Origin of the sequence: Klebsiella sp. KPN54798, assembly GCF_021184225.1 — a bacterium.
GTDB lineage: Bacteria > Pseudomonadota > Gammaproteobacteria > Enterobacterales > Enterobacteriaceae > Klebsiella > Klebsiella pneumoniae.
Genome location: NZ_CP089234.1, coordinates 1,928,805 through 1,953,573, shown reverse-complemented (window position 1 = coordinate 1,953,573; position 24,769 = coordinate 1,928,805). Strand labels below are relative to the sequence as shown.

Annotated in this window: 17 protein-coding genes, 1 tRNA gene and 2 pseudogenes; 10 read left to right on the top strand and 10 right to left on the bottom strand. The window is 50.6% G+C overall.

The annotated features are described in order from the left end of the window. Nucleotides 1–54: 54 nt before the first annotated feature. The 3 genes from ldtA to nac form a co-directional block, all read right to left on the bottom strand. Complete coding sequence (gene ldtA, locus LPQ25_RS09240; RefSeq protein ID WP_014907304.1) at nucleotides 55–996, bottom strand: L,D-transpeptidase; 942 nt, start codon at nucleotides 994–996, stop codon at nucleotides 55–57. Between the two features lie 78 nt (nucleotides 997–1,074). Further along, nucleotides 1,075–2,025: an HTH-type transcriptional regulator Cbl gene (cbl, locus tag LPQ25_RS09235; protein ID WP_004180456.1), complete on the bottom strand. Its 951-nt coding sequence runs from the start codon at nucleotides 2,023–2,025 to the stop codon at nucleotides 1,075–1,077. Nucleotides 2,026–2,131: 106 nt separating this feature from the next. Next, the gene (gene nac / locus LPQ25_RS09230; protein WP_002911729.1) at nucleotides 2,132–3,049 is read right to left on the bottom strand and encodes a nitrogen assimilation transcriptional regulator NAC; all 918 of its coding nucleotides are present in this window, start codon (nucleotides 3,047–3,049) and stop codon (nucleotides 2,132–2,134) included. Between the two features lie 330 nt (nucleotides 3,050–3,379). Here nac and LPQ25_RS09225 point away from each other — a divergent pair. Beyond that, nucleotides 3,380–3,455 (top strand) — tRNA-Asn (locus LPQ25_RS09225). Nucleotides 3,456–3,549: 94 nt separating this feature from the next. Here the strand turns inward: LPQ25_RS09225 and LPQ25_RS09220 are convergent. Then, a complete protein-coding gene (locus tag LPQ25_RS09220; protein WP_014907303.1) occupies nucleotides 3,550–5,184 on the bottom strand; it encodes a Na+/H+ antiporter in 1,635 nt (544 codons plus the stop codon). A gap of 590 nt (nucleotides 5,185–5,774) precedes the next feature. Between LPQ25_RS09220 and acuR the strand changes: the two are divergent. The 3 genes and pseudogenes from acuR (at nucleotide 5,775) to LPQ25_RS09205 (ending at nucleotide 8,506) form a co-directional block, all read left to right on the top strand. Then, nucleotides 5,775–6,600, top strand: a pseudogene (gene acuR / locus LPQ25_RS09215) (acrylate utilization transcriptional regulator AcuR). After that, nucleotides 6,491–7,453, top strand: coding sequence for an MDR family oxidoreductase (locus tag LPQ25_RS09210; protein ID WP_223174639.1), 963 nt, complete (start codon nucleotides 6,491–6,493; stop codon nucleotides 7,451–7,453). Before acuR ends, LPQ25_RS09210 begins: the two are co-directional and overlap by 110 nt. 120 nt (nucleotides 7,454–7,573) lie before the next feature. Then, nucleotides 7,574–8,506 carry a nucleoside recognition domain-containing protein gene (locus LPQ25_RS09205; RefSeq protein WP_015874958.1) on the top strand — a complete coding sequence of 311 codons (933 nt, stop codon included), beginning with the start codon at nucleotides 7,574–7,576 and terminating at the stop codon, nucleotides 8,504–8,506. On the opposite strand, the gene LPQ25_RS09200 is transcribed toward LPQ25_RS09205, so the two are convergent. Then, nucleotides 8,417–10,039: an alpha/beta hydrolase gene (locus tag LPQ25_RS09200; RefSeq protein WP_014907300.1), complete on the bottom strand. Its 1,623-nt coding sequence runs from the start codon at nucleotides 10,037–10,039 to the stop codon at nucleotides 8,417–8,419. The genes LPQ25_RS09205 and LPQ25_RS09200 overlap by 90 nt on opposite strands. Nucleotides 10,040–10,311: 272 nt before the next feature. On the opposite strand from LPQ25_RS09200, the gene pmrD reads away from it, so the two are divergent. The 3 genes from pmrD (at nucleotide 10,312) to LPQ25_RS09185 (ending at nucleotide 14,573) form a co-directional block, all read left to right on the top strand. Further along, a complete protein-coding gene (pmrD, locus tag LPQ25_RS09195) occupies nucleotides 10,312–10,557 on the top strand; it encodes a signal transduction protein PmrD (protein ID WP_015874957.1) in 246 nt (81 codons plus the stop codon). A gap of 129 nt (nucleotides 10,558–10,686) precedes the next feature. Further along, nucleotides 10,687–12,141, top strand: a complete 1,455-nt coding sequence (locus tag LPQ25_RS09190; RefSeq protein WP_004148975.1) for an AMP nucleosidase — start codon at nucleotides 10,687–10,689, stop codon at nucleotides 12,139–12,141. Between the two features lie 551 nt (nucleotides 12,142–12,692). After that, entirely contained in the window at nucleotides 12,693–14,573 is a 1,881-nt protein-coding gene (locus tag LPQ25_RS09185; protein WP_014907298.1) for an ATP-dependent nuclease, read from the top strand. Nucleotides 14,574–14,655: 82 nt separating this feature from the next. Here the strand turns inward: LPQ25_RS09185 and LPQ25_RS09180 are convergent, their stop codons facing one another. Together LPQ25_RS09180 and LPQ25_RS09175 are read right to left on the bottom strand one after the other, a co-directional pair. Beyond that, nucleotides 14,656–14,826, bottom strand: a complete 171-nt coding sequence (locus LPQ25_RS09180; RefSeq protein WP_153244918.1) for a hypothetical protein — start codon at nucleotides 14,824–14,826, stop codon at nucleotides 14,656–14,658. A gap of 549 nt (nucleotides 14,827–15,375) precedes the next feature. Then, on the bottom strand, nucleotides 15,376–16,434 hold the full coding sequence (locus tag LPQ25_RS09175; protein WP_014907297.1) for a hypothetical protein: 1,059 nt from the start codon (nucleotides 16,432–16,434) through the stop codon (nucleotides 15,376–15,378). A gap of 806 nt (nucleotides 16,435–17,240) precedes the next feature. Between LPQ25_RS09175 and LPQ25_RS09170 the strand changes: the two genes are divergently transcribed. The 3 genes from LPQ25_RS09170 (at nucleotide 17,241) to LPQ25_RS09160 (ending at nucleotide 20,648) form a co-directional block, all read left to right on the top strand. After that, nucleotides 17,241–17,588, top strand: a complete 348-nt coding sequence (locus LPQ25_RS09170; RefSeq protein ID WP_004890967.1) for a hypothetical protein — start codon at nucleotides 17,241–17,243, stop codon at nucleotides 17,586–17,588. Between the two features lie 357 nt (nucleotides 17,589–17,945). Continuing rightward, complete coding sequence (locus tag LPQ25_RS09165) at nucleotides 17,946–18,410, top strand: class I SAM-dependent methyltransferase (RefSeq protein ID WP_004890964.1); 465 nt, start codon at nucleotides 17,946–17,948, stop codon at nucleotides 18,408–18,410. Between the two features lie 1,545 nt (nucleotides 18,411–19,955). Further along, complete coding sequence (locus LPQ25_RS09160; RefSeq protein ID WP_004890961.1) at nucleotides 19,956–20,648, top strand: CPBP family intramembrane glutamic endopeptidase; 693 nt, start codon at nucleotides 19,956–19,958, stop codon at nucleotides 20,646–20,648. A 235-nt stretch (nucleotides 20,649–20,883) separates the two neighbouring features. Here LPQ25_RS09160 and LPQ25_RS27395 read toward each other — a convergent pair. The 3 genes and pseudogenes from LPQ25_RS27395 to LPQ25_RS09145 form a co-directional block, all read right to left on the bottom strand. Next, nucleotides 20,884–21,024: pseudogene (locus LPQ25_RS27395) on the bottom strand (microcin McmA); the annotation flags it as partial. Between the two features lie 273 nt (nucleotides 21,025–21,297). After that, on the bottom strand, nucleotides 21,298–23,394 hold the full coding sequence (locus tag LPQ25_RS09150; protein WP_004890951.1) for a microcin H47 export transporter peptidase/ATP-binding subunit MchF: 2,097 nt from the start codon (nucleotides 23,392–23,394) through the stop codon (nucleotides 21,298–21,300). Next, a complete protein-coding gene (locus LPQ25_RS09145) occupies nucleotides 23,387–24,661 on the bottom strand; it encodes an HlyD family secretion protein (protein WP_004890948.1) in 1,275 nt (424 codons plus the stop codon). The genes LPQ25_RS09150 and LPQ25_RS09145 overlap by 8 nt, the downstream gene beginning before the upstream one ends. Nucleotides 24,662–24,769: the final 108 nt, after the last annotated feature.

Below are 24,769 nucleotides of genomic sequence, written 5' to 3'. Positions count from 1 at the left end.
ATCGACAGCAAAAGAGCCTTCTTACAATAGCCGTTAATCAGACTAAACGACCCGCTACAAACTTCCCTGCGCCGCTGTGGCGCTGATATTCACCGGCATGCCGGAGCGGCGCTGCAGGGTCTGCTCGGCCTGCGAAGGACTCACTCCCGGCCCCTGAGTAAACTCGCGCAGCGCCGAGGTCATCGGCAAGGGGACTTTTCTGTCGGATTCAAACTCCGCGCGGTTGCGCGACAGCGGCTCGTGCACCTCCAGCCAGTGACTGCCGTCCGGCTCCACGCTGTACTTCACCGGCTGATCGATCAACTGAACCCGCGTCCCAACCGGCACGTTATCAAACAGGAATTTAATATCGTCATTGCGCAGGCGGATGCACCCCTGGCTGACGCGCAGCCCGATACCAAAGTTGGCGTTGGTACCGTGGATGGCGTACAGCCTGCCAATGTAGATCGCATACAGTCCCATCGGGTTATCGGGCCCGGGAGGCACCAGCGCCGGCAGGGTTTTGCCCTCTTTCGCATACTCGCGGCGGGTATTGGCGGTTGGCACCCAGGTGGGGCCTTCCTGCTTACGCTCTACTGCCGTCACCCAGTTACGCGGCGTTTCGCGTCCGGCCTGGCCAATGCCGATTGGCAGCACTTCGACGCTGTTGCCCAGCGGCGGATAATAATAGAGACGCATTTCGGCGACGTTGATCACGATCCCTTCGCGCACGGTGTCGGGCAGGATCAGCTGTTGCGGAATGGTCAGCGTCGAACCGGAGCGTGGCAAATAGACATCGACCCCGGGGTTGGCTTCCAGCATATTGCTTAACCCCTGGCCGTACTGGGCGGCAAAACTTTCCAGCGGCTGGGTGTTATTGTCCGGAACGGCAATGGTAAATGCGCTGCCCACCAAACGGCTCCCCTCCGGCGGCAGCGGATAGCTGACGGCCAGCGCGCCGTGGCTGGCAAGCAGCATCAGCGCCGTACAGAGTAATTTCACACGCCGCATCGTCATTTTCCCTTCCTCAGTCGCGACTCACGTGTGTGAATTATAGCGTTATTTCCACTCCCCGACCCGCTGGCCAGCATTTCCTTAAATCTGATAGTCGATTGCGGCCTCTTCCGGCTCCATCGCCTGACGCTTAATCTCATCCAGCGACAGTCCGGCATTGCACAATTCGATAAAGCGCCAAACGTAATTCCGCTGCAGCTGGCCCCGCTTCAGTCCCAACCACACGGTATTGGCATCGAACAGATGGCGTGTATCAAGACGCGTAAAGGTGTCCGCTTCCCGGGCATCACCGGACTGCTCGGCGACCAGCCCGACGCCCAGCCCCAGCTCCACGTAGGTCTTGATCACATCGGAATCCTGCGCGCTCAGCACGATATCCGGCATCAACCCCTTGCGGTTGAACGCCTCATCAATGCGCGAACGGCCAGTGATCCCCTGGCGGTAGGTGATTAACGGCCAGCGGGCGATCGCCTCCAGCGTCAGGGGAGAAACCTGCGTCAAAGGATGATCCTTCGGCACCAGCAGGCTGTGATGCCAGCGGAACCAGGGGAAAGCCGCCAGCGTCGGATCGTTGCTCAGGCGCTCGCTGGCGATGCCGATATCCGCTCCGCCGTTATGCAGCAGCGCTTCGATTTCCTGCGGGGTACCCTGCACCAGCTCGACGCGAACATCTGAGAACAGCTCGCGGAAAGCTTTAATGACCGGCGGCAGGCTGTAGCGCGCCTGAGTATGGGTGGTGGCGATAGTTAAGACGCCTGACGCATCGTTAGTGAAGAGATCCGCCAGCCGCCGAACGTTACTGGCTTCATTGAGGATCCGCTCGGCAATCGATAACAGCGCTTTACCCGGCTCGGTCATGCCTAACAGGCGTTTGCCGCGGCGGATAAAGATCTCAATCCCCAGCTCCTCTTCCAGTTCCCGGATATGGCGACTGACGCCTGACTGCGAGGTATAGAGCATATTCGCGACTTCCGTCAGGTTGTAATCCTGACGGGCCGCCTCACGGATAATTTTCAGCTGCTGGAAGTTCACCCTTTCCTCCGGGCCAATGGACTTAACGTATCTGCTATTGTTAAAGTCTGTTGTCCCAGGTAACAAATAATAAAAACCAGCAACTTATTCCTTAAGAGAATATACCCTAACTGACCAGCTGCAGTTCACGGTTTTCCAGCGATGGGCGGCTCACCAGAGACAGCAGGATCTCTTTCACCGCCTGCGCCTGCGGCGACAGACTGCCGCGAGCCGACATGTTCAGCGACAGCGACAGGCTCATTGAAGGCGTGCTGATCCGCGCCATCCAGCCGTTCGCCGCCCCGCACAGGGAACGAGCAGCGGATTCCGGTAACACCGTCGCCCCCATGCCGCTGGCGATGGCCGCGGTCAGGGTGGTGATGGATTCGATCTCGCCGATAATTTTCGCCGACAGACGACGCAGGGTGAATGCCTCGGTGACCCGCGCCCGCACTGCGCTGTAATCGCGCGGCAGGAACAGGTTCATCTCCGCCACCGCCGTGAGATCCACGCTCTGCCCCGGGCAGTCGCGGGTGCCGACCAGGTAAAGGTCTTCTTTCAGCAGCGGCTGGCTGACGATGCCTGCCACCGGCGAACGCTCATAGAGCACCGCCATATCCAGCTGGCCCGCCAGCAGCTTGTCATTCAGCGCTGTGCCGCTGCTCTCCTGCAGATAGACCATCACCTCGGGCAACTCATTGCGCACCGTTTGCAGCAACGGCATGGTAATGGCGGAGGCCGCGGTGCCCGGCGCCAGGCCGATCGACACCTGACCACGCAGCGTCTGGCCGACGTTATTGACCGCCAGCTGCGCCTGCTCGCACTGGCGCAGGATAGTGCGCGCATGGGTGTAGAGAATTTTACCGGCTTCCGTTGGCGTGACCCCTCGCTTGGTGCGTATCAGCAACTGCTGGTCCATTTCACCTTCCAGGGTCGCGACCTGTTGGCTGAGGGCCGGTTGGGCGATATGCAAGACTTCAGCGGCCTGGGTCAGGCTGCCGATATCGACGATTTTCACAAAATATTTCAGTCGTCTTAAGTTCATTTTGCCTCCTGTAAGGAACGCCAGCGTCAACGCTGGGAGTATGATGCACTGGCTTTTGCAATTTGCTTGCCAGCTTTGCATTTCCTCGGCTGTCGCCCGCCGCAGGCAGTGTTATAAGGGATAGTGATAGCAATTCGGTTTTTATTTGCCCGGTAAGCAGATTGTGGTATGCCCCATTAGGGGTACCTTCGCACTACAACGGTGCAACATGGTGAAAAAAACAGCGCATGGGTGGCGATTGCTGAAATTGTCAGCAGTCGAACGCAATTCTTTGAATCAGGCTTTGACAAGGCCGGATGGCATCGTTAATATGCGCCCCGTTCACACGATTCCTCTGTAGTTCAGTCGGTAGAACGGCGGACTGTTAATCCGTATGTCACTGGTTCGAGTCCAGTCAGAGGAGCCAAATTTAAAAAAGCCTGCTTTCGAGCAGGCTTTTTGCTTTTCAGCGCCGGTACTTCTGCCGGAAGGCGAATGGCCACCCTCCGGCGATTGCGGCTTTAGCGTAAACTCTCTTCCTTCAGATCTATCTCCCGCAGCACCTCATAAAAAGTGATATCGCTGATGTTATGGGCGCGGCGCAGCCGGAACAGCTCCTGACGCTGGGCGATAATGACCTCTCGTTGCATATATTTCTCCAGCCTGGCGCGCTTAGCCAGCTCCAGCCCGACATCCTGCCCCTCGTCATTGTCGTTATAGTGAAGCCGCCGCTGATAGGTTTCGAGCAGCATATTGCCGGCATCGGCCCGCAGGGCCTGCTCACTGGGATCCTCCACCGGCTCGTCCAGTAGCGCGTTAAGACGGTTAATGGCCACCTCGGTCATCACGGCGCCAATGTCGTCCTTACCGGTGTCATGCGGTAGATCATCGGCAAGATAACGGGTCATAAACGGCAGACCGATAGCCGCCACCACCAGCGACATCAGGATCACTGCCATCGAAAGAAAGATCAGTAGTTCACGGCCCGGGAACGGCGAACCATCTGCCAGCACCACCGGCAGCGTCAGAATACCGGCGAGGGTCACAGAGCCCTTCACTCCCGCCAGCGCCATGACGGCGAGGATACTGAAGCGTGGACGGACGGTGATGGCCTTGCCTCGACGTTTGCGGCGAAAAATTGTCAGCTTCATCGACAGCCATACCCAGGCGAAGCGCATCAGACCAAGCGCCAGGGTGATGGCCACGGCGTACAGCAGCAGATACCAGGGCGAAGAGACGCCGGCCTGGCTGGCTACCGCCGGCAGCGTCCTGAGCATGCGCGGCAGCTGCTCGCCCAGCATCAGAAAGATCATCCCGTTGAGGGTGGTCTGCAGCATGGACCATACCGCGCTGCTTTTCATGCGCGTCGCCGGAAGCCGGGGCCCCGACAGCTGCTCATAATGCATCGCAATGCCGGCGGCGACGGCGGCAAGAATGCCCGAGACATGGAACGCCTCGGCCAGCAGGTAGGCGGCGAAAGGGATAAGCAGGCTGATCAGGATCTGGATGGCTGGCTCCTCGCGGGTGCGCCGAACCAGAAAGTTATTACATTTGCCGGTGACCCACACCACCACGAGGCCATTGAGGATGCCCCCGAAGGCCATCAGGAAAAATTTCACCACCGCGTCTCCCGGGGAGAAGCTGCCGGTCAGCACCGCGGCGATGGCGAAGTTAAAGGCGACGAGCCCTGAAGCATCGTTTAACAGCGACTCCCCTTCGAGAATATGCGCCATCCTTGAGGGAAGCGGCGAGCTGGCGGTCATTGCCGATACCGCCACCGGATCGGTAGGCGACAGAATAGCCGCGAGGGCGAACCCTGCCGCCACGGTGATAGCCGGGATCAGCCAGTGAATAAACAGGCCAATACCGAGAATAGTCACCATCACCAGGCCTATCGCCAGCGATAAAATCGGCTTCATATCGCGGAAAAAAGCGTCTTTGGGGATGCGCCAGCCATCGAGGAACAGCAGCGGCGGGATAAACAGCAGTAAAAAAATATGCGGGTCAAAATCGACCTGAAAGCCACTGGCGGCCAGCGCGGCGCCCGCGGCGATTTGGATCAGCGGTAGCGGCACTTTAACGGGCAGAAGATGGGACAGGAACACGGTCACCACGATGGCCATGATAAAGACCAGCACGATAGCAATTAGCGACATTCATCCCCTCCTCTGACGGCAATATTCATTCTGTACATCAGACTGTTAATCCTTTTTCGCAGGTGTTGTTTCGGTAACAGATTATTTACCCAGTCACCGATAATTAAAGACAGACGTCATTGTCTGCCGGCGATAATATTTAAACTGAGGTGGCAACCGGTGCCGGATCAGGGGTGACAATGTCTTTTATCAAGCCGCGTTTGTCAATCCGCTATCGTCTGCAAATCATCGCCGGCCGGCATTCCGGGGAGAAGTCCTCACGGGACTGTCGACCGGGTACTTCGCAAATTGGCCTCTTCACATGGACAAAACCACTCAACCGCTCCAGCCCCCCGCTGTTTATATATTCCCAATATTATTAATTCGTATTATGCATTGTGAATATGGATATTAATGACCAGTCTAATATACCCGGCAGAGTTATATTTCGTGCCCCCGCCGGCAGTGCGAACCACGTATTTGCGATAAATAATTCTTAACGCCCGCCAGTTCAGGATGATTGGTCAGCCAGCCTTACGCTACGCGCAATGCTTGCCCTACCCCTAAATTGGGCGTACCCTGACCAACAATTAAACCACACGGTCTAAATCATGAATCCCGATACCTCCGCCGTCCTGAAGCCCCGCCGCGGCCGTCCACCCAAGGTCGATCGCCAGTTTGACGATACGCGTCAGGCGCTGATTCGCTCAGGCCTTGAAGTGCTGACCGAAACGGGCTATCTCGCGGCGGGTATTGATGCGGTGATCAAGAATATCGCCGTGCCAAAGGGGTCGTTTTATCATTGCTTTAAAAGCAAAGAGGCCTTTGGCCTCGCCGTGCTTGCCGCCTATGGCGACTTCTTTGCGCATAAATTAGATAAATTCCTGCTGGACGACGCCGTGCCGCCGCTGGAACGGATGGCGGCCTTTGTGCGTCATGCCGGTCAGGGAATGGAGAAATTCCAGTTTCGCCGCGGCTGCCTGGTGGGCAACCTGCTGCAGGAAGCCCCGTTGTTACCCGAGACGTTTCCCCAACGGTTGATGGCTATCCTGGCGGCATGGGAGTCGCGCGTGGCGCGCTGCCTGCGCGAAGCGCAGGCAGCCGGGGCCATCGCCAGCGACGCCTCACCGCAGGCGCTGGCCCAGGTGTTCTGGATCGGCTGGGAAGGCGCGGTGATGCGCGCCAGGCTGGTCCAGTCTGCCGCACCGCTTAACCAGTACTGGGATTTTTTTGCGCACAGTATGACAACAAAAACACCTGCACAGGACGGCGCTAGCGCCGATAACCCCCTTCCGACGAGGAATACTCTGTCATGAAAGCATTAGTTCTGGACCAGATCGACAACCGCACCGTCGCCACCGTCAAAGATATCGACCTGCCCGCTCTTGCCGAAGGCGACGTCCGGGTCGCCATCGACTGGTCGAGTCTCAATTATAAAGACGCCCTGGCGATCACCGGCAAAGGCAAAATTATCCGTCAGTTTCCGATGGTGCCGGGCATTGATTTTGCCGGTCAGGTGAAAGAAAGCCGCGATCCGCGCTTTGTTCCCGGCCAGGCCGTGATCCTCACCGGCTGGGGCGTGGGCGAAAACCACTGGGGTGGCCTGGCCACCGAAGCCTGCGTTAAAGGCGACTGGCTGGTTGCTCTGCCGGAGACGCTCAGCGCGCGCCAGGCAATGATCATCGGCACCGCCGGCTTTACCGCGATGCTATGCGTTGATGCTCTCGTTAGTGCGGGTGTCACCCCTGACAGCGGGGATATCCTGGTCACCGGCGCCAGCGGCGGGGTCGGCAGCACCGCCGTGGTGTTGCTGAAAGCCCTTGGCTACCGGGTGACGGCCGTATCGGGCCGGGAATCGACACACGATTACCTTCGCCAGCTGGGCGCCGATACGATCCTGCCGCGCAGCGACTTCGCGGAGACCCGTCCGCTGGAGAAACAGCTGTGGGCGGGCGCGGTGGATACCGTTGGCGGCCCGGTGTTGGCCAAAGTGCTGGCGCAAACGCAATATCGCGGCTGCGTCGCCGCCTGCGGTCTGGCCGGGGGCTTCGATCTGCCGACCACCGTGATGCCGTTTATTTTGCGCAATGTGCGTCTGCAGGGGGTGGATTCGGTGATGGTGCCGACCGCTGAACGCGACGCCGTCTGGCAGCGTCTGGCCCAGCTTCTGCCGGAGAGCTACTACCAGCAGGCGGCCACTGAAATCACGCTGGAGCAGGCGCCAGCGTATGCCGCAGATTTCCTCAGCAATAATATTCATGGTCGGACGCTGGTCAATATCGGCCAGTAATCCTCTTCTCCCGGCGCCCGTGCGGCGCCGGATCCCGAGAGGGATCAAGGCATATCATTTCCTTCCCCACGGGATTATGATGACGCGAACAAATAGCTCTGCGAGTGGTAAAAAAAGTAAATGGATGTCATAAGCATCATTATGGCGGCGGGCAAGTCGTCCGTTGACGTCGCGCTGTATACGCTGTTGCCGATCATGGTGATCATGCTGATCATCATGAAATACCTTGAGGTCCGCGGTATCCTCGATGTGATTGTTCGCTGGGTGGCCCCGCTGCTGAAGCCCTTCGGCTTAACCGGGATGAGCGCCTTCGCCCTGATCCAGATTAACTTTGTCAGCTTTGCCGCCCCGCTCGCCACGCTGTCGATTATGGATAAACGCGGCGTCTCGGACCGACAAATGGCCGCCACGCTGGCCATGGTGTTCGCCATGGGGCAAGGCAACGTCTTCTATCCTCTTACCCCTTTTGGTCTGCACTGGCTGGCCTCGATCGTTATCTCGGTGGTCGGCGGCCTGTGCGCGGCCGCCGTCGCCTGGCACGTCACCGGACGGCGCTTATCGGTCGCCGAGAGCCCCCGCGCGGAAGCGCTGCCGAACGCCGAGCAGAACAGCCAGGGAATTCTGGCCGTGATTAACAGCGCCGGCTCCGACGCCATCCGCCTGGCGCTCGGCGCGGTGCCAATGCTGATCCTGTCGTTAACTATCGTCGGGCTGCTGCAGGGCGCCGGGGCTATCGACCTGCTGCAGCAGCTGCTGAAGCCGCTTCTCAGCTGGCTGCACATCCCCCAGAACTTTGTGCTGCCGGCGCTGGTGAAGTGCGTTGCCGGGGGCACCGCCTACTTTGGCGTCATTTCCGAGCTGATCCAGCAGGGCAAAGTCACCGTGGACCAGGTCAACGCCTCGGCAGGTCTACTGATCCAGACCTTTGATCTTCCCGGTATCGGCATTTTTCTTGGCATCAGCTCACGGTTTGTCCGCCTGTTCCGCTTCGTGGCTCCCGCGGCGATCGTCGGCATCCTGCTGCGTACCGTTCTGCACCTGACCCTGTTTTAATGCCTCTACTCTGGTCTGCGCTTTCAGGCAGGCCGCCACCGCCGCCTGTTCGCCGCAGGCGATGCGCTCATCGACGCGCGTCATCATCCATGGAAAGAATGGATTGGAGGTGACGCGCATTAACGTCTCCAGCCCCACGCTCAGCGTCCCGGTCTCTCCGCGCAGTGAAATGGTGCCCAGGCTAATGCCGTAGCGGTTCTTCTCGTCCGGCTCGCGACCATACAGCGAGTCGCTCAGGGGAAACGGCACCGCCACATGCGACAAAGAGTACATATCCGCCGGCCAGGCCAGGTGTAAAGGATAACGATGCTCTTCCCGTTCCTGGGCCAGCGTGGTCCGGGCGACGGTCTGCAGCGTGTGCGCCGTCGCGTTGGTCACCACCGTGGTGGTATAGGCCCGCGGCGCCGGGGGCAGCAGCGTATTCACCGCCGCATAGAGCGCAGGGCGAAACAGGACCCGGAGATCCGCCGCCTGGTTAATATCGAACACCACCAGCTCGCTGCCGTTATCCGGCAGATAGCGATACAGGGACTCCACCACCGCGCGGGTGCTGACCGTGGAATCCATCACCGACTGAAAGGTGAGGATCGGCGGCAGCGCTTTCAGCTCGCCCTGCCGGGCAGCGCGGATAATCTGCTGCTGCAGCGCCTGGCTCAATAACCACGATTGTCTCGCCGCCTTGACCGGAAAGGAGTTGTACTTGAACGGATTAAACTCAGGCGCCACGTTCAGCCAGGCCGCGCGGGCGAACGCCGGGAAGACGGACGGTAGCCCGGCGAGGCCGGCGAAACGGGCAAACGCGGTCACGCCGATCATCGGCGACAGCAGAATAATCTGCTGCGGCTGACGCAGGTGGCTATCCTCCAGGCTATCGAGGGCATACTTGAGCGCCAGCGCGCCGCCGTTAGAGTAGCCGACCAGATGCAGCGGCACGTCCGCCCCGGCAAGGCGGGTCGCTTCGCGTACCGCCAGACGCGTCGCCGCCAGCCAGGTCTCCCAGTCAACCGCCGTTAACGCCCCCGGCGCGGTGCCGTGTCCCGGCAAACGCGGCACCACCGCCACATAACCCCGCTGCTGCCAGAGTTGCGCCAGATAGCGCACGCTGTAGGGCGAATCGGTCAGGCCATGGAGGAGCACCACGCTGCCGCGCGGCTTGCCCAGCGGCATCAGCACAAAAGAACGGTTCCAGTCCTGCTTAAACTGCCCCGGCCAGACCCGGCTGTGACGATAAAAGCGGTTGACCGGGGTTTTATCTTCCTCCGGCAAAGCCTCTGTCACCTCACGCTGGAGATCGGCGAAAATCGTCTTCTCCCGCGCCAAATACTGGGCAAAGGTCGCCTGGTCGATCTCTTCGGCCGACATCTCGTTGCCACTCCAGGTATGCCAGCGATGCAGGGCCGGGCCGCGCTGGGACTCATAGATCCGCCCGGCGAGAAAGACCACCAGCAGCGCCAGTACCGCAATGCTCCCTTTTTTCAGCAGTGAGCCGATAACGGCGCCCGACGTTCGCCAGTGTCGAAATAGATGCTTCATGACGCTCTCTCTTATATTTATTGCGTAGCCGGACTTATCAGCCCTCTTCCTGACAGGCTATTCTCACGGACTGCTTTTCAGCATAGTCATCGCTTCCTGCAAATTAAACCCGGCAGATCATTGCCCCCCGGCATAAAAAAACCTAGCGCACAGATCAACAATCGGTTGCGTATTTTTAAACACTGCATAAACCAAGGGGATAATCTTATTGTCAGATTTTTAAGAAACATGAATTATCGACGCACATGTCGCTATGAGAGGATAAAAAACAGATGGAGTGGTGGGTAAAAAAAGTACAGGACAACGCTTCGGCCAGCCTCTGCCGCGTCGTGCTTCAGAGCGGTGCGCTGGAGATGATCGCAGAGATTGAAGCCTGTCGCCTCCGCCTGCGGGAAGGGGATAAACTCACTCCGCTGGCCGATGCGCGCTATTGTCTGAATAATAATCCGACGCAAACTTTGAAGATCCGCAACGCCACTCATTATAGCAGCGAGCGTTGGACAAACGCCGACAAATAACACGAGTCCGCTCCCTTTACTGGTTATGGTCTGAGTATCGTCGCATTTGACAGATAAATTCTCCTTCGCCCTTTTCCCGCTGTGACATACTATCGGGAATGTCAGCAGACCTGAAACAAGGAGCGAATCATGAATATCAAGGCCGCAAGTCTGACCCCGGAACAAGCGCTTGCCGAGCTGGAAGCGCGCTATGAAGCCTCGGTCACGGCGTTACGCAAAGCCATCGGCGACTATATCGACCATAATACGCTCCCCGATACCGAAGCCCGCGCGGAAGGTCTTTTTGTCTATCCGCAGCTGTCGGTCTCCTGGGACGGCGCCGATCATAAAGCCCTCAAAACGCGCGCCTGGGGACGTTTCACCCATGCCGGTTGCTATACCACCACCATTACGAATCCGAAACTGTTCCGCAACTATTTGCTGGAACAGCTGACCCTGCTGTATCAGGACTATGGCGCGCATATCAGCGTCGAGCTGTCGCAGCATGAGATCCCCTATCCTTACGTGATCGATGGTTCCACCCTGACACTCGACCGCTCGATGAGCGCCGGTCTGACGCGCTATTTCCCTACCACCGAGCTGTCACAAATTGGCGATGAGACCGCGGATGGCCTGTTCCATCCCACCGAGTTCTATCCGCTGTCGCACTTTGACGCCCGCCGCGTCGATTTTTCGCTGGCGCGTCTGCGACACTACACCGGCACGCCGGCGGAACACTTCCAGCCCTACGTGCTGTTCACCAACTATACCCGCTACGTGGATGAGTTCGTCAGCTGGGGCTGCAGCCAGATCCTCGATCCCGACAGCCCCTATATCGCTCTCTCCTGCGCCGGCGGGATCTGGATCACCGCCGAGACCGAAGCGCCGGAACAGGCCATTTCCGATCTGGCGTGGAAGAAGCACCAGATGCCGGCCTGGCATCTGATCACCCACGACGGCAAAGGGATCACCCTGATTAACATTGGCGTCGGCCCGGCCAACGCCAAAACCATCTGCGATCATCTCGCGGTACTGCGGCCGGACGTCTGGTTAATGATCGGCCATTGCGGCGGCCTGCGCGAAAGCCAGGCCATCGGCGACTATGTGCTGGCCCACGCCTATCTGCGTGACGATCATGTACTGGATGCGGTACTGCCGCCAGATATTCCGATCCCCAGCATTGCCGAAGTGCAGCGCGCCCTCTACGACGCCACCAAGCAGGTGAGCGGAATGCCCGGCGAAGAGGTTAAGCAGCGGCTGCGTACCGGGACGGTGGTCACCACCGACGACCGTAACTGGGAGCTGCGCTATTCCGCTTCGGCGCTGCGCTTTAATCTCAGCCGGGCGGTAGCTATCGATATGGAGAGCGCGACCATCGCCGCCCAGGGCTATCGCTTCCGCGTCCCCTACGGCACGCTGCTCTGCGTCTCGGACAAACCGCTGCACGGTGAGATCAAGCTCCCCGGCCAGGCTAACCGCTTTTACGAGGGCGCTATCTCCGAGCATCTGCAGATAGGCATCCGGGCGATTGACCTGCTGCGCGCCGAGGGAGATCACATGCACTCGCGTAAGCTGCGCACCTTCAACGAGCCGCCGTTCCGTTAATCGTCGATGACGTGGGAATCGTGAGATAAACGCTGACGTTACCCGCTGGGGAGCGTCAGCGTCCGGATAAGCGAAACAAACGACCCGGCGGTGTTTGTCCACGGAAGAAAGGTGGTAGACAGAAAAGCAAAAAGCCTGCTCGAAAGCAGGCTTCTTAAATTTGGCTCCTCTGACTGGGATCGCCTTTGCCAGTAACTGGCTAATAAGTAAGCTAAACCTGAATCCCCCATCTGTCAAGACCACCAGAATGACCACCAATCGAAGCTGATTACATGAAACTGATTTGAGCGGTCTGGTGCATTAAGTGATCGTTAATATGGTCATATCTTTAAAGGCTGTGTTGATCCTGCCCCCGTAGTGGAACTGCAACCTGAGTAAAAAACTTGGCAGTCTGCTCTGTGCCAAGCAGTCGTCAGCAGAAATCCTCAGGCTATCCGACACACAATCACATCATGCTGTAAAAAAAGTAGCAATTTACCTTCGGTTACATACATATAGTTAATTGATTTTCAATATGCATTTTCTATCATGTCATTTCAAGGGATGAAGGTATGAGATCAAAATTATTAAGTATATATGTCAAGAATATAGGATGTATCGGGCCTGAGGGTGTTCAGGTTAAGCTTGATGATATCCTTTTTCTTGTTGGCCCCAATAACTCCGGAAAAACAACGATACTCAGGGCTTACGAACTCGCATTTAACCCAATTTCTTTCAATATTAGTAATGACCGATGTAATTGGGCTACTGCTGAACAACCGTCTGAGGTTATCCTTGATGTTCATATTCCAGAAGGAATGGGAAATGTAGATGAAAAATGGAAGATTGTTGATGGCGAAAAGAGGATAGTCAGAAGTTCATGGGTCTGGGATGAAACCGGAAAGGCTATAAGGAAAACATGGGATCCTCAATTAGATAATTGGGCACCTGATGGGAAGGCTGGTGGAGCCGATAATGTTTTCAAATCTCGGCTTCCAAGACCAATGCGTATAAAATCATTAGATGATGCCATAACGACAGAAGAAGTATTGCTTACCCTTGCCTTAAGCCCTTTAGTAAAGGAAATTAAGACACTGGAAAGTGATAATAACTCTCAGATATCGAAAGATAAAGCGGCTCTGGCAGCTACTGTTAATGCACTGGCAGGACCTCATCAGGAAAGAATTTCCAGCATTTCTCAGCAAATACAATCTGGATTTCAAAGTATCTTTCCAGGGCTTGGCGTACTACTCCATGTAGAAATGATTCCACCTGAACTAAAAATTGAGAATTTGCTCAAGCAAGGATCCGGATTATTGGTTGAAGAAGCTGCTGGCCAATCCCGAATAGGACAACAAGGTACAGGAGCAAGGAGAGCTTTATTCTGGGCGATGTTACAAGTTCATAATGAGATCAGTCGACAAACTGAAAAACGAGATGCACTTCTTAAGTCTTTAAATGAACAATTAAAGAAAGAGTGTAAAAAGGATGCAGAAAGTGAGGCCGTAAAATTACTTAACCACCAAATTGACGCTATAAAAAATGGAGGTGTAATTCCGGAGGATGCCGAAGATCCTGCATTGCCGGGCTACGTCCTTCTGATGGGTGAGCCAGAAAATGCTTTGCATCCAATGGCAGCAAGAGCTGCACAATCACACCTTTATGCTCTGGGAAAACATCCTGACTGGCAAGTATTATTGACTACGCACTCACCTTACTTTATTAACCCACTTGAAGACCATACGACAATTGCACGTATGCAACGTTCACCTGATGGGAAATCATTATCTCCAAAATTATATGTCGCAGATGAAGCCAACTTTTCTGCAGAAGAGAAAGATAATTTACAGGCATTGCAACTAACCGATATAGGTTTTGCAGAAATATTCTTTGGCAGTTATCCAATTATTGTAGAGGGTGATACTGAACATGCGGCATTTATTTCTGCAATAGTAAAAACTCAGCATGAAATGGCAGGAAAGATAAGCATTATCCGGGCGCGGGGTAAAGCCGTTCTTGTACCTTTAATAAAAATGCTACGCCATTTCAAAAGCAACTTTGGGATCGTGCATGATATTGATTGGCCATATCGCAAGGATGGTTCCGGAAATGGAATGTGGACTATCAATGAGACAATTCGCAACGAAATAATAAGATGCAGACAAAATGGCCATGTTGTTTATGATCGCTGGAGCATCCCTGACTTTGAACGCTTTCTGGGAGGAACTGAACTTGGCAAAGATAAACCATATTCTGCTTTTCATCGCATATCATCTGATGACGAACTTAAGGTTAAAGTACAAAATCTTATATCAAGCTTATTCAACGGAGATGATTATGACCCGATAGGTCATGATCCGAACGGAGAGTTTATTTCTCAGATTTTAGCAGAGTTAAATGTCTGGGCCATAAAAAATAATCAACAACATAGTATACGTATAATTGGTGTCTAATATACATACCTGTAATGCCTGCAAAATTCTTCTTTGTAGGCATTCAGTTAACTATATCCCTAAAAATTATTTTAGTAATTGTTTATTTACAATTGCCCACTGCTTGCTTATAGTCGGTATTTTTATATAGTCTGATTATAGCTACTGCTTTTGCACCAATGACACTGGAATTTCCATGCATCATAAAGGAAATAAATGGACTTTCGCCAGTTTTTGTCGGTTTCTTAACAAGAAGTATGGGTTGCGGTGTCATTATGGGATCCTTATTTAAATAAATGGTTTGACAGTAAATACAATGTGTGTTTTTTCTCCAATTTTTTGTCTTATTTGTTGATGGAAATCTATCATCATGTTATAGCGCGGTTTATAGGAGTATTTATCATTGGTCTGTCCAGGAACTGAATAAGTGTTACTGCCGATTTGCTATTAGTGCTCAGCTTGCCTAAATAATTGTGGATAATTTTTTATCCGACCTTATTATTTTTGTTATGATTAAATCATATTGGGAATGGTTATATTTGGTGGGTTAATGGATGTCGTAGGTCTGTACAATATTTTTCTGCTCCTCTCTCTGTTATCTTTCGCAGGTATGATGGAAATTATTCCCAACAAAGGAATAAGGGTGTTTTTTTCTGCGAGCTCAGAGGAGGCAATGGCGATGTTATCCTAACACTGAATACTTACCTTCGCCATTTTATCATTGAGGAAATTATTTCTGACAGCATTTATTAATTATTCCTTTTCTTTCTTTTGTCTACTAACATGAGCCAACAGGGCAGACAGAATTGGCTCACGATAGTGATTATTTATTGATTATTGAACTTGCGGCCATCGATAAGTAAATATTCTCAGACTGTGTCAGGCGATTTAAGTGCCTTAATGCAGACTCTTTATTTTTTGAGTAATAAATATAATTATTAAAGCAGTCGATTGCCCACTTAACATTTCCTTGCTTTGCAACGATTTCGCCAAGGTTACCCCAGGATACACTTCTTGTCTCATTGATTTTTAATGAAGCTGTTATGTTATCCTGTGCATTTTTTAAGTCATTATTCCTGTAATAAGCGTAACCTAAGTTTCCTAAAACTTCAGTGTCAAAATTATTATGTTTTTTAGCCTCTTCTAATACTTTGACTGCTTCATCGTAATTTCCTGTATGAATGAGATTAATCCCTCTCTCATTGAGGTCTCGGGAGTAGTTTTTGGATTCTTCTGATGGTAAGGATGTTTGAATTAATTTTGTTGTCTCTACTGATTGATTTGTTGAAATAAGGTAATTTGTAAATTCTTCGGGTGGTGCAGGGTTGTTCACCATTGCGTTTAGTTCACTTCTGGTCAGGAAGTGTATCTCATTGGGTTTGGTTTTTGCTGTTGCACCGACAATATCATCAGGTACTCCCAGAGCTGCGTATGCCCTAATCATATCCAGTGTATTCGATTTTGTTAATTCATCTTCTTCTTGATTTGTTCGCCCTACACTATGAACGCCGATGGAAGTTTGCTTGCCAGCATACCGGTGTATCCCTGCAGCAAATACCCAAAAGCATGAACTGGCACACAATGAATTATCAGGAACGTAGGTTATCATTCTGTTGTCTCTGACCAGCTTCGCAATAGCTTTTCCTTCTTGTAATAACCCACCACTGGATATCAAAGTAACCCCGTAAAATTCTAGATTTTGCGCCTTCGCCTCCTCAATGTAGTTGTTGAATGACTGCGCGTCCCCATTTTCAAGAGTCCCTTCCATTCGCAACCATAAGTTTCTGTTTTCATCAGCGAAGGGAGTTAATTGTGCCGCATGAGTGAACTGAGCCAGAGAAAAACACACACATAGGTTAATTTTTAAAATTAATTTTTTCATCTTAATGTATTCAGTAGTGTTAAAAGTTATATAATTAACGTTTTTTTTAAATAAAATCAACCAGTTCTCATAATAAAGGCGCGGCTTTACTGTCGACACATTCAGCTATCCCCTTTTGAGGGGGGTAGCATCCGGGTACACTGATCGTGGCGTACAAATGCTGCGTACCGTCAGGCCGGGTTTGCCGGGGAAAAGGCTGGCGAAATACGAATGGTTGCCAGGAAGGAACTGGAACATGTCGATACCAAGATTGTTGGCCATTTTGGCTCTGACAGCCATTTCCTAGTTGTCAGAGCCAATAATATAAAGCAATAAAGAAGGACCGGAGCCTTATACTGGTTATGCCCCCGGTATGATGCCCCGGTATCGGCACTGTGACCTGTTTCAAGAAATCTCTCACCCCGCATCTTGATGGTGGATAAACTGTTCACGCCACTCAGTGAGGAGCCGATCAAACACAGTTCCTGACTGGTGCCTGAAAGCGAACATTTAACCAGTACATTTCCCGGTCAGCGCAGGCCAGATGGGCGAATTTACCGGATTAAAAGAAGCCTCAGTGGTGTGGGAGCTTGCAGGTAAAAACTGATAATGAACCCGTGTATCAGGAAATGCCACGAACCAGTATGCCACTTTCGGGAACGCTGAGTTATCACGTCCGTTCTGGCGGGCACGATATCACGCCTTATGACTGGCAACAGTTTGTTACCTTTGCCGATAAGTTTATTAAATAAAAAACCTCACTGAAATAACAGATTAATAACTTTGTCGTTATTATCGCTGTGTGAAATCTCATGAGGATTCATCAGATGAATGTGACGGAACAGGAATTGACGTGTTTATCCGGAAAGATTTTGAGTACCAGCATGGTTTTCTTAATTATTTCATGCAGTGCTTCCCAGGATGTTCATGTGCCGGAGGGGAAGTGTGACGCCATTGCAGATTATGACATCAGTTTCTCCCGGTTTGATGAAACTGCTCAGCAACTGCCGCACGGGACAGGGTGTTTTATCAGGGCTGACCTCAGCAGGACGTCCCGGGTCAGCGTAAATCCCGTTAAAGGTAGAATGACTATCCGGGAAGCTCTCCATACCGCGCTCGCGGGCACGGTGCTGAAAGTGACTGAACAGCAGGCTGATTCGATGACGGTCAGATAATGGATGCGGAAAGAGGATAAAGTATGAGTAAGTTATTGAGTTTTTTTCTGCTGTTTGTCCTGGCATTTTCAGCATTCACTTATGCCGGTCAGAGTGACTCAGGGGACGGGTACAGACTGCAGTTACGAATGATGCGAACGGTGGAGCCGGGCTTGCCGGGAAAAAGGCCCAGCGGGGCATGGATGGTTGCCCTGGAGGCACCTCTCCCTCCTCTGATGGAAGTACTATCTCCCCGGTACACATGAGGAATGCAATCCCGGGCATAAAAGCTCCCCGCACCAGAACAGTCGTTTATCCGTGGCGCAGAATTATGAAAGGGCCTGAGGTGGTTCAATGCTGAGTGCCCGGGAGAGCAGAATGGAAACCTACGAGCAGATATACCAGGAACTCCGTAATAACGATAAATCTGCCTGGACCGGTGATGGCTATCCCTGGGCATGGGAAAAACTGACAGAAACGCTCGATTCACTGGCCGCCACGGGCCATTTACCTGAGCCGGGGAGCCATATCCTGGAGCTGGGGCGAGGCAACGGAATGATGGCATCCCTGTGTTTTGCCCGGAAAGGAAATCATGTCTGTGGCGTGGACTTTTCGCCCACAGCCATTCACTGGGCGCAGGAAAATTTCGCAGAACAGAGGATTTCAGGTGATGTCTGCTCGCTGGTGCAACTGGAAGATAATTGTTTCGACCTGATTTTTGATGGCAGTTGCATGCACTGCCTGACGGGAAGCCAGCGTGAACAGGCTTACAGCCAGGTCAGACGTTTACTCAGGGAAAACGGGACGTTCATTATCAGCAGTATGTGTGGTGAGCCAGGATAATGGCAGGCAACGGCGTGTGTCATTACGTTCGTGCTGGACGCCCTCACTGCATGTTACATGGGGGTAATGACTACGCTGAACGCTGCGTCAAAACCCCCAGGGTCAAAGGCGGCACACCGTCGCACGCTACGCGCGACCAACCCCTTTAAGACGCGCGTTTCGCCTGTTTTATCTCGCAGGCTCGAAAAAACGGGAACGCTGCTTTAAAGGGGTTGGTCGCGCCTGAACGGTCATATTCCCCGCTGGGGCAGAAAATATGACCTAGCTTGACGGTGTGCGGGGCAGGCCCCCACAAAAACCGGCACGTGGGCGTGCCTTTTTGCTCGCCGGGGCGGCAAAATTTTTGCGGCTCCCCCGGCCTGCTCAATTCGCTTTGGGCGAATGTTCGCAGGTGGGCACGGTGCCTGAAAATTAGCAATTCCTCCGGAATTGAATTTTCTTTCCACGCTCCACTTTCTTATTTTAAGGCTTAGCAATTTCTTCGAAATTAAAGCCAAAAATCAGCAAGCCTTAATGCAACCGTCTGAAATCTCAGAACATTGTTTTTTTTGTTTTTTTTCATAAACATGCAAAAAATGTTTATATTTCTACTTCTCTATCATGTCCATTGTCAGTCAAATGCTGTTGAAAATCAAAAAACAAAAATTCCTTAACTGACTGTTTTTTTGATTATTGAACTCGCCGCCATTTTAAATAAACATTCACAGGCTGTATTAGGTATTTTAAGTAACTCAACGCAGTTCTTTATTTTTTTGATTAATAAATGTAATCATCATGCAGTTTATTACCCACATAACACTTCCTTGTTTTGCAATATTCTCGCCCAAGGAGCCCAAGATACACTTATTGCTTCATTAGTTTTTAATAATGCTGTTGTTTTATCCTATGCATTTTTAAAGTACTATATCCAATGATAAGCGTAACCCTAGCTCTCTTTCATTCAACCATAAACACTCTGTAGTAAAGAAGTCAAAAATGTAGTCAGCCCTATAATCGTTAATTCCTGAAATGATTGGCTGAGTTCGAACCACTTTCGGAGGAGTCGAAAAGATGATTAGCCATCATTCCAATATAGAAGAGGGCGCTGTAGTCAATTTTTATGCAACTAAACCGTCATACATATACATGTTTACTAAGTGGTGTGCGTAAGTAAAGCCATACTATATTTGACAATAGCTTGAATGATAATTTTTATAAAACACGATTGATAATCATTCATACCCCCCTTATAATAGAGCTCTTGATAAGAGCCGATCTAACGAACATATACCTTGAATGCCACATGTACAGAAAAATAAAAGAGGCATTTTGGAGAATGTCGCCTTCAGTTTCGATATCAGTGCTCTTATAACTTCCTTAAATATTGCTGGTTTGAATAGCAGCTTAAATTATGAATTCAGGACAATTTCAGAAGGAACTATCAATGTATATGTCATCCCCAGAATCACGTAGTTACATCGTTCGATTTTCGTTATGGAAACGAAATAATCCACTCCAAATCCTTTAATTTAAAATTATTGCCATGACAAGCAACAGGGAGGCAAAATGGAAACCAACAAGTATAACGGTGAGTATATAAAAAAGAACAGAAATAGCACCGGCTGTTTTTCTATGTTTGTATTGTTTTTTGCTATTACCTTCACTCCACTATTTTTCAAAAATAGCCCGGAAATTATGTCTCGAGGACTTCTTGCCCCCATGTTATTCATCCTCGAATTTATTATTTTAGTTCCGTTGTATTATTTGTTTTTTAGGAAAAGAGATGGGCTTGGCATTGGCACTTTCAACTTGAAGCTATTTTTTATATTGTTTTTTATAATTATATTCATTCAATTTATGGTGCCATATTTGTTGGGGTTCAGGAAGGCTGAATCATGGAGCACATCCCAAATATCTTATGAGCATTATATTTTCTGGATTAATGTTCTTCCTGCTATTTTTATAGTGCCCATATATGAAGAAATTGTGTTCAGAGGTTGTCTTTTTAATTCCTTTAAATTCTGGTTCAACGGGAATGTTTATGGTTCAGCTGTTGTTACTTCATTTCTATTTGCTGTAATGCACCTTCAGTATTCTGACATACGAACTTTTGTTATGCTATTTTTAGTTTCATTAACACTCATTGTGGCGAGAGTTAAGTCAAATGGTATATTAATGCCTATATTGCTTCACATGCTTATGAATGTTGTTGTTATTGGAGTGCAATACTTAGTATATATCAATCACGCTCATCAATAGTCCATAATATGCTTCGCTCTGGATGCTGAAGAAAAAACAATATCCAGAGTGGATTACTCACCAAAATAATCTCCCCTCCAAAGAAAAATGTCAAGAATTAATATTTACCCACAGAAAACCTTGAAGATCCTGCTCCCGGCAACTGAAGAGGAACTGAATAGAGAACTATTTCCAATTCCATAACAAAATGCACCAACTACAGAGCCGACCGCCACTCCAATGCTAGGCTCCATTGGACATAAGCTCCAGCTATAGATCCAATTCCGGGACTAAGGAACGTACCCGCAATTGCACCGATAGCGATTAACTCTGCCTGACCATCATTCCCATCTCCTCCGGATACTTGCTTAATCTCGTTTTCAGATAATTTTCTCATTTTAACACCTTTGTTATTAAATCTGTAAAAAAATAAAATCTTACATTTAACCACAGTGATAATGACGTAATTGCAAGAGATAAAAACAACATATACAAATTGAAAAAATCATATCCATAATAATAACTAAGATATAATGACACTGGTATATAAAAAAACAGATAATTGATAACAAAAGCAATTATGGTTGTTTTTATATCCACCTTTTTACTATATCCTCCTTCCTTCACTAAAACCTCCTTACAAGATAATATCAGTCCAAACAAATGAAGTTTAAATCGAAATAGTTCGGTCGACAGTCCTCAGCGTTGTCTCCCTGTGTGCGATAATCACTCTCGTGATATTCATATTCCTTATCGCTACATTCACAAAGCGTTCACTTTCTGTATCGAGTGAACTGGTAGCCTCATCCATAAATAATATTCCAGGTCTACGGTACAGAGCTCTGGCAATAAAAATACGTTGCTTTTGCCCTCCGGAAAGCCCTTCACCCAGCTCACCAATCAGGGTTTCATATCCCATCGGCATTTTCATTATCACATCATGAATATAACTGGCCCTGGCACACTCGATCATCCAGGCCTCGTCCATTTCTTCAGAGAACCCACAAATATTCTCTCTGATGGACCCTGAAAACAACCGGTCATCCTGCATCACGCAGGCAATCATCCGGTGATAATTATTTATCCCCAGCTGCCGGATATCCGTACCATTCACCAGTACTTTTCCGCTATCAGGTTCAAACAACCCACATAATACTTTCATTAACGTGGTTTTTCCGGCACCGGATGTACCGGTTATGGCCACACTCTCTCCGGGAGTCACTGACAGGTACAGACCACTGAACACCGGCGCTGACTGGCTGTCATACCGGTAACTTAAATCAGTGGTTTCCAGTGAGACCGGGGTCATATCAGCAACAATATCTAATTCAGGTTTTTTCTCTTCCTTTTCATGCAGTGCGATATCAGCAATACGCTCATTATGCAGACTCATCATTCTCAGTTGCAAAAGAAAGTTGGTCAGAGAGGCAACCCGATCCGAAAACTGCCCACGGAAAGAACCAAACGCCACAAACATCCCTATTGTCATCTGATTATCGATCACAAGGCTGGTTCCCAGCCATAAAATAGCCACCTGGTCACAGGCTGCAACAAAAGTATTTATCCCGCCAAAGAACAAATCCATTTTGGTTAACTTAATGCCTGAATTGATGGCATCAATTTTCAGGTTAAGCCAGTGCGTTCCCCGCCGTTCAGCCATGCCCTGAATTTTTACAGTGGCGATGCCATACAGGGTTTCCATAAAATAGGAACTGGCTCTGGCTCCCCTGACCAGCGTTTCCTCCGATATCTGCCGGTAATAGCCGTATGTCACCAGACGAATCAGAACGTAAACCGTGGTAAACCCGAGAACTATCCATGTAAGATACCCTCCATATAACAGCATCATCACGAAAACACCCACCACCATAATACTGTCCATAATGGCCCCCACCACACTGGTGGTGAAGGTGGCTCTCAGGGTATCAAGGGAGCCAAAACGCGACTGGATATCACCTAATTTGCGACGTTCAAAATATGCCAGCGGTAGCCTGAGCAGATGGTTAAACAGACCCGACTGCCACTGAACATTGATGAGCGTGCCCATGACCAGCGAGGACCATGCACGGAGCATACCCGTAGCTGCCCTTAGCAGTATAAAGAACATAAGGCCAGCAGAAATGAGTGTAAGCAGCCCTCTGTCACCCGCCGGAATCGCATGATCCATAACCAGTTGAGTACCCACAGGCATTACGAGATTGATAGCTTCAATCACAACCGACAGACAGAAGATTTTCGCCAGTGTACTTTTAATACCGTAAATGCTGTTAATAAGAGAACGTAGTTGAATTCGATTCTGCGTGGTCTCCTCCGAAAATTCACTGCCTGGCCAGACCTCAAGCGCAACTCCGGTAAAATACCGGGTCATTTCCTCCAGTCCGACATTTCTTCTGCCTCTGGCCGGATCATGCAGTACATAACGGTTACGCTTTACGCTGACCAGTACAACAAAATGGCTGAAATCCCAGTGGAGAATACATGGCGTTTTGAGCGCACCAAGTTCATCCAGCTCCAGCGAAAGTGCCCGGGTTACCATCCCCAGCTGTTCCGCTATACTATTTATTCCCGCAAGGTTTGCCCCACGGGCAGAAAGATTAAACTTCCTCCGAAGGGATATCAGGTCAATATTCTTGCCAAAATGTCCACATATCATTGCCAGACAGGCCAGTCCACACTCCGAGGTCTCCGTCTGATGAATAACCGGAACCCGACGTCGCCAGCGCATATCAAGCTGATTTATCATTCGTCTGACATTCCCGTTACTCATCGATCGGCCCTGTTGCACTGTGTTTCATGTCATAGAAAGGAGAAAGCATCCACTGGTAAATACGCCTTTTTTCTAGGAATAGTGTGCTTTCAGCTTTCATCCCATTCTCAAGAGGGAGAGATTTCCCGCCATAAGAAATAATCTGTTTTTCAGGTTTAACGATGACCTTATACCAGGGAACAGAAGTGCCCAGCGTATTTTGAGGTGCCCCCTTGTAGGTCAGCATTTCCTGCGTTGAGGCTGGCGTTCTGGATATGGTTTTCACCGTAGCAGAGAACTGACCAAATTTTTCTGCCGGAAAGGCTTCATAACGAATGTTCACTTTATCTCCTGCCGAAATATAAGGAACAGCATCATTAGGGACCCAGAGAATAAGGTAGTAGTTTTCGATATTTTCAGGGATTACCTGCAGGAGACTGTCTCCGGCATTGACCATTTGCCCGACAGTGACACTCAGAGAGTCAACTTTCCCGTCAGACAAAGCACGGATAATGATTTCCCCCCCCACATCAGTATCAATCAGCTCTTTTTGCAACTCGTACCGTTGCAGTTCCATCTGATAGATACGGTTATCAAAATCCGCAGCCTGAGTCTGGATCTGGCTCTCCAGACTGGTTATCTGCAGGGCATTCTGTTCATTTTGTCCGCTCAGGCTGAGAAGATTATTTTGTTGCTGATAATATAATGCCACCTGGTTAGTTAACTGATCTTTATTAATCAGCCCTTTTAACTGGTAGTTTCTGTAATTCTCCATGTTGTTCTTCATTATCTTTATCCCTTCCTCTGCCCGCCGTATAATATCTGATGAGCGACGGAACGCATCGCTGTATTGCAGATGTTGCTTTTCCAGCGTATTCAGCGTAATTTTTTTACTTTCTTCCAGACGGGAAATGATGTTGTCCACTCGAACCAGCTGGTTTTCGATATCCCTGCGCTGATTATCGGTGACAACGCCACTGCGTGTGCTTTTACTGACGTCAATCTGGTAAATCGGATCACCTTTTTTTATCGACTGACCTTCATGTACAAACTGCCTGACTACAAACCCCTGCACACCGGAGTATATATTGACGGCTCGCGGCCAGGTCGTGACCTCACCACTGACATTGACACGACGGCTATAGGTGCCAGCTATAACGAACGTCAGAAATGCCGTGATAAACGCAATGCTTCCCAGCATGGTTAACCAGAGCGGTATCCCGGGAAGTAAAATTGCCCGTCCCCGCCATTTCATTCTTCTGTTTTCTAACGCATCCTGACGAAACAAAATATATGTCCTTACTCACACGTTTCCTGTCATACCTTCAGAACTCATCCGAACAGGCATATTCAAAACTCCGAAAATGCAGCGTTCCATCAAAATGATACCGGGGTA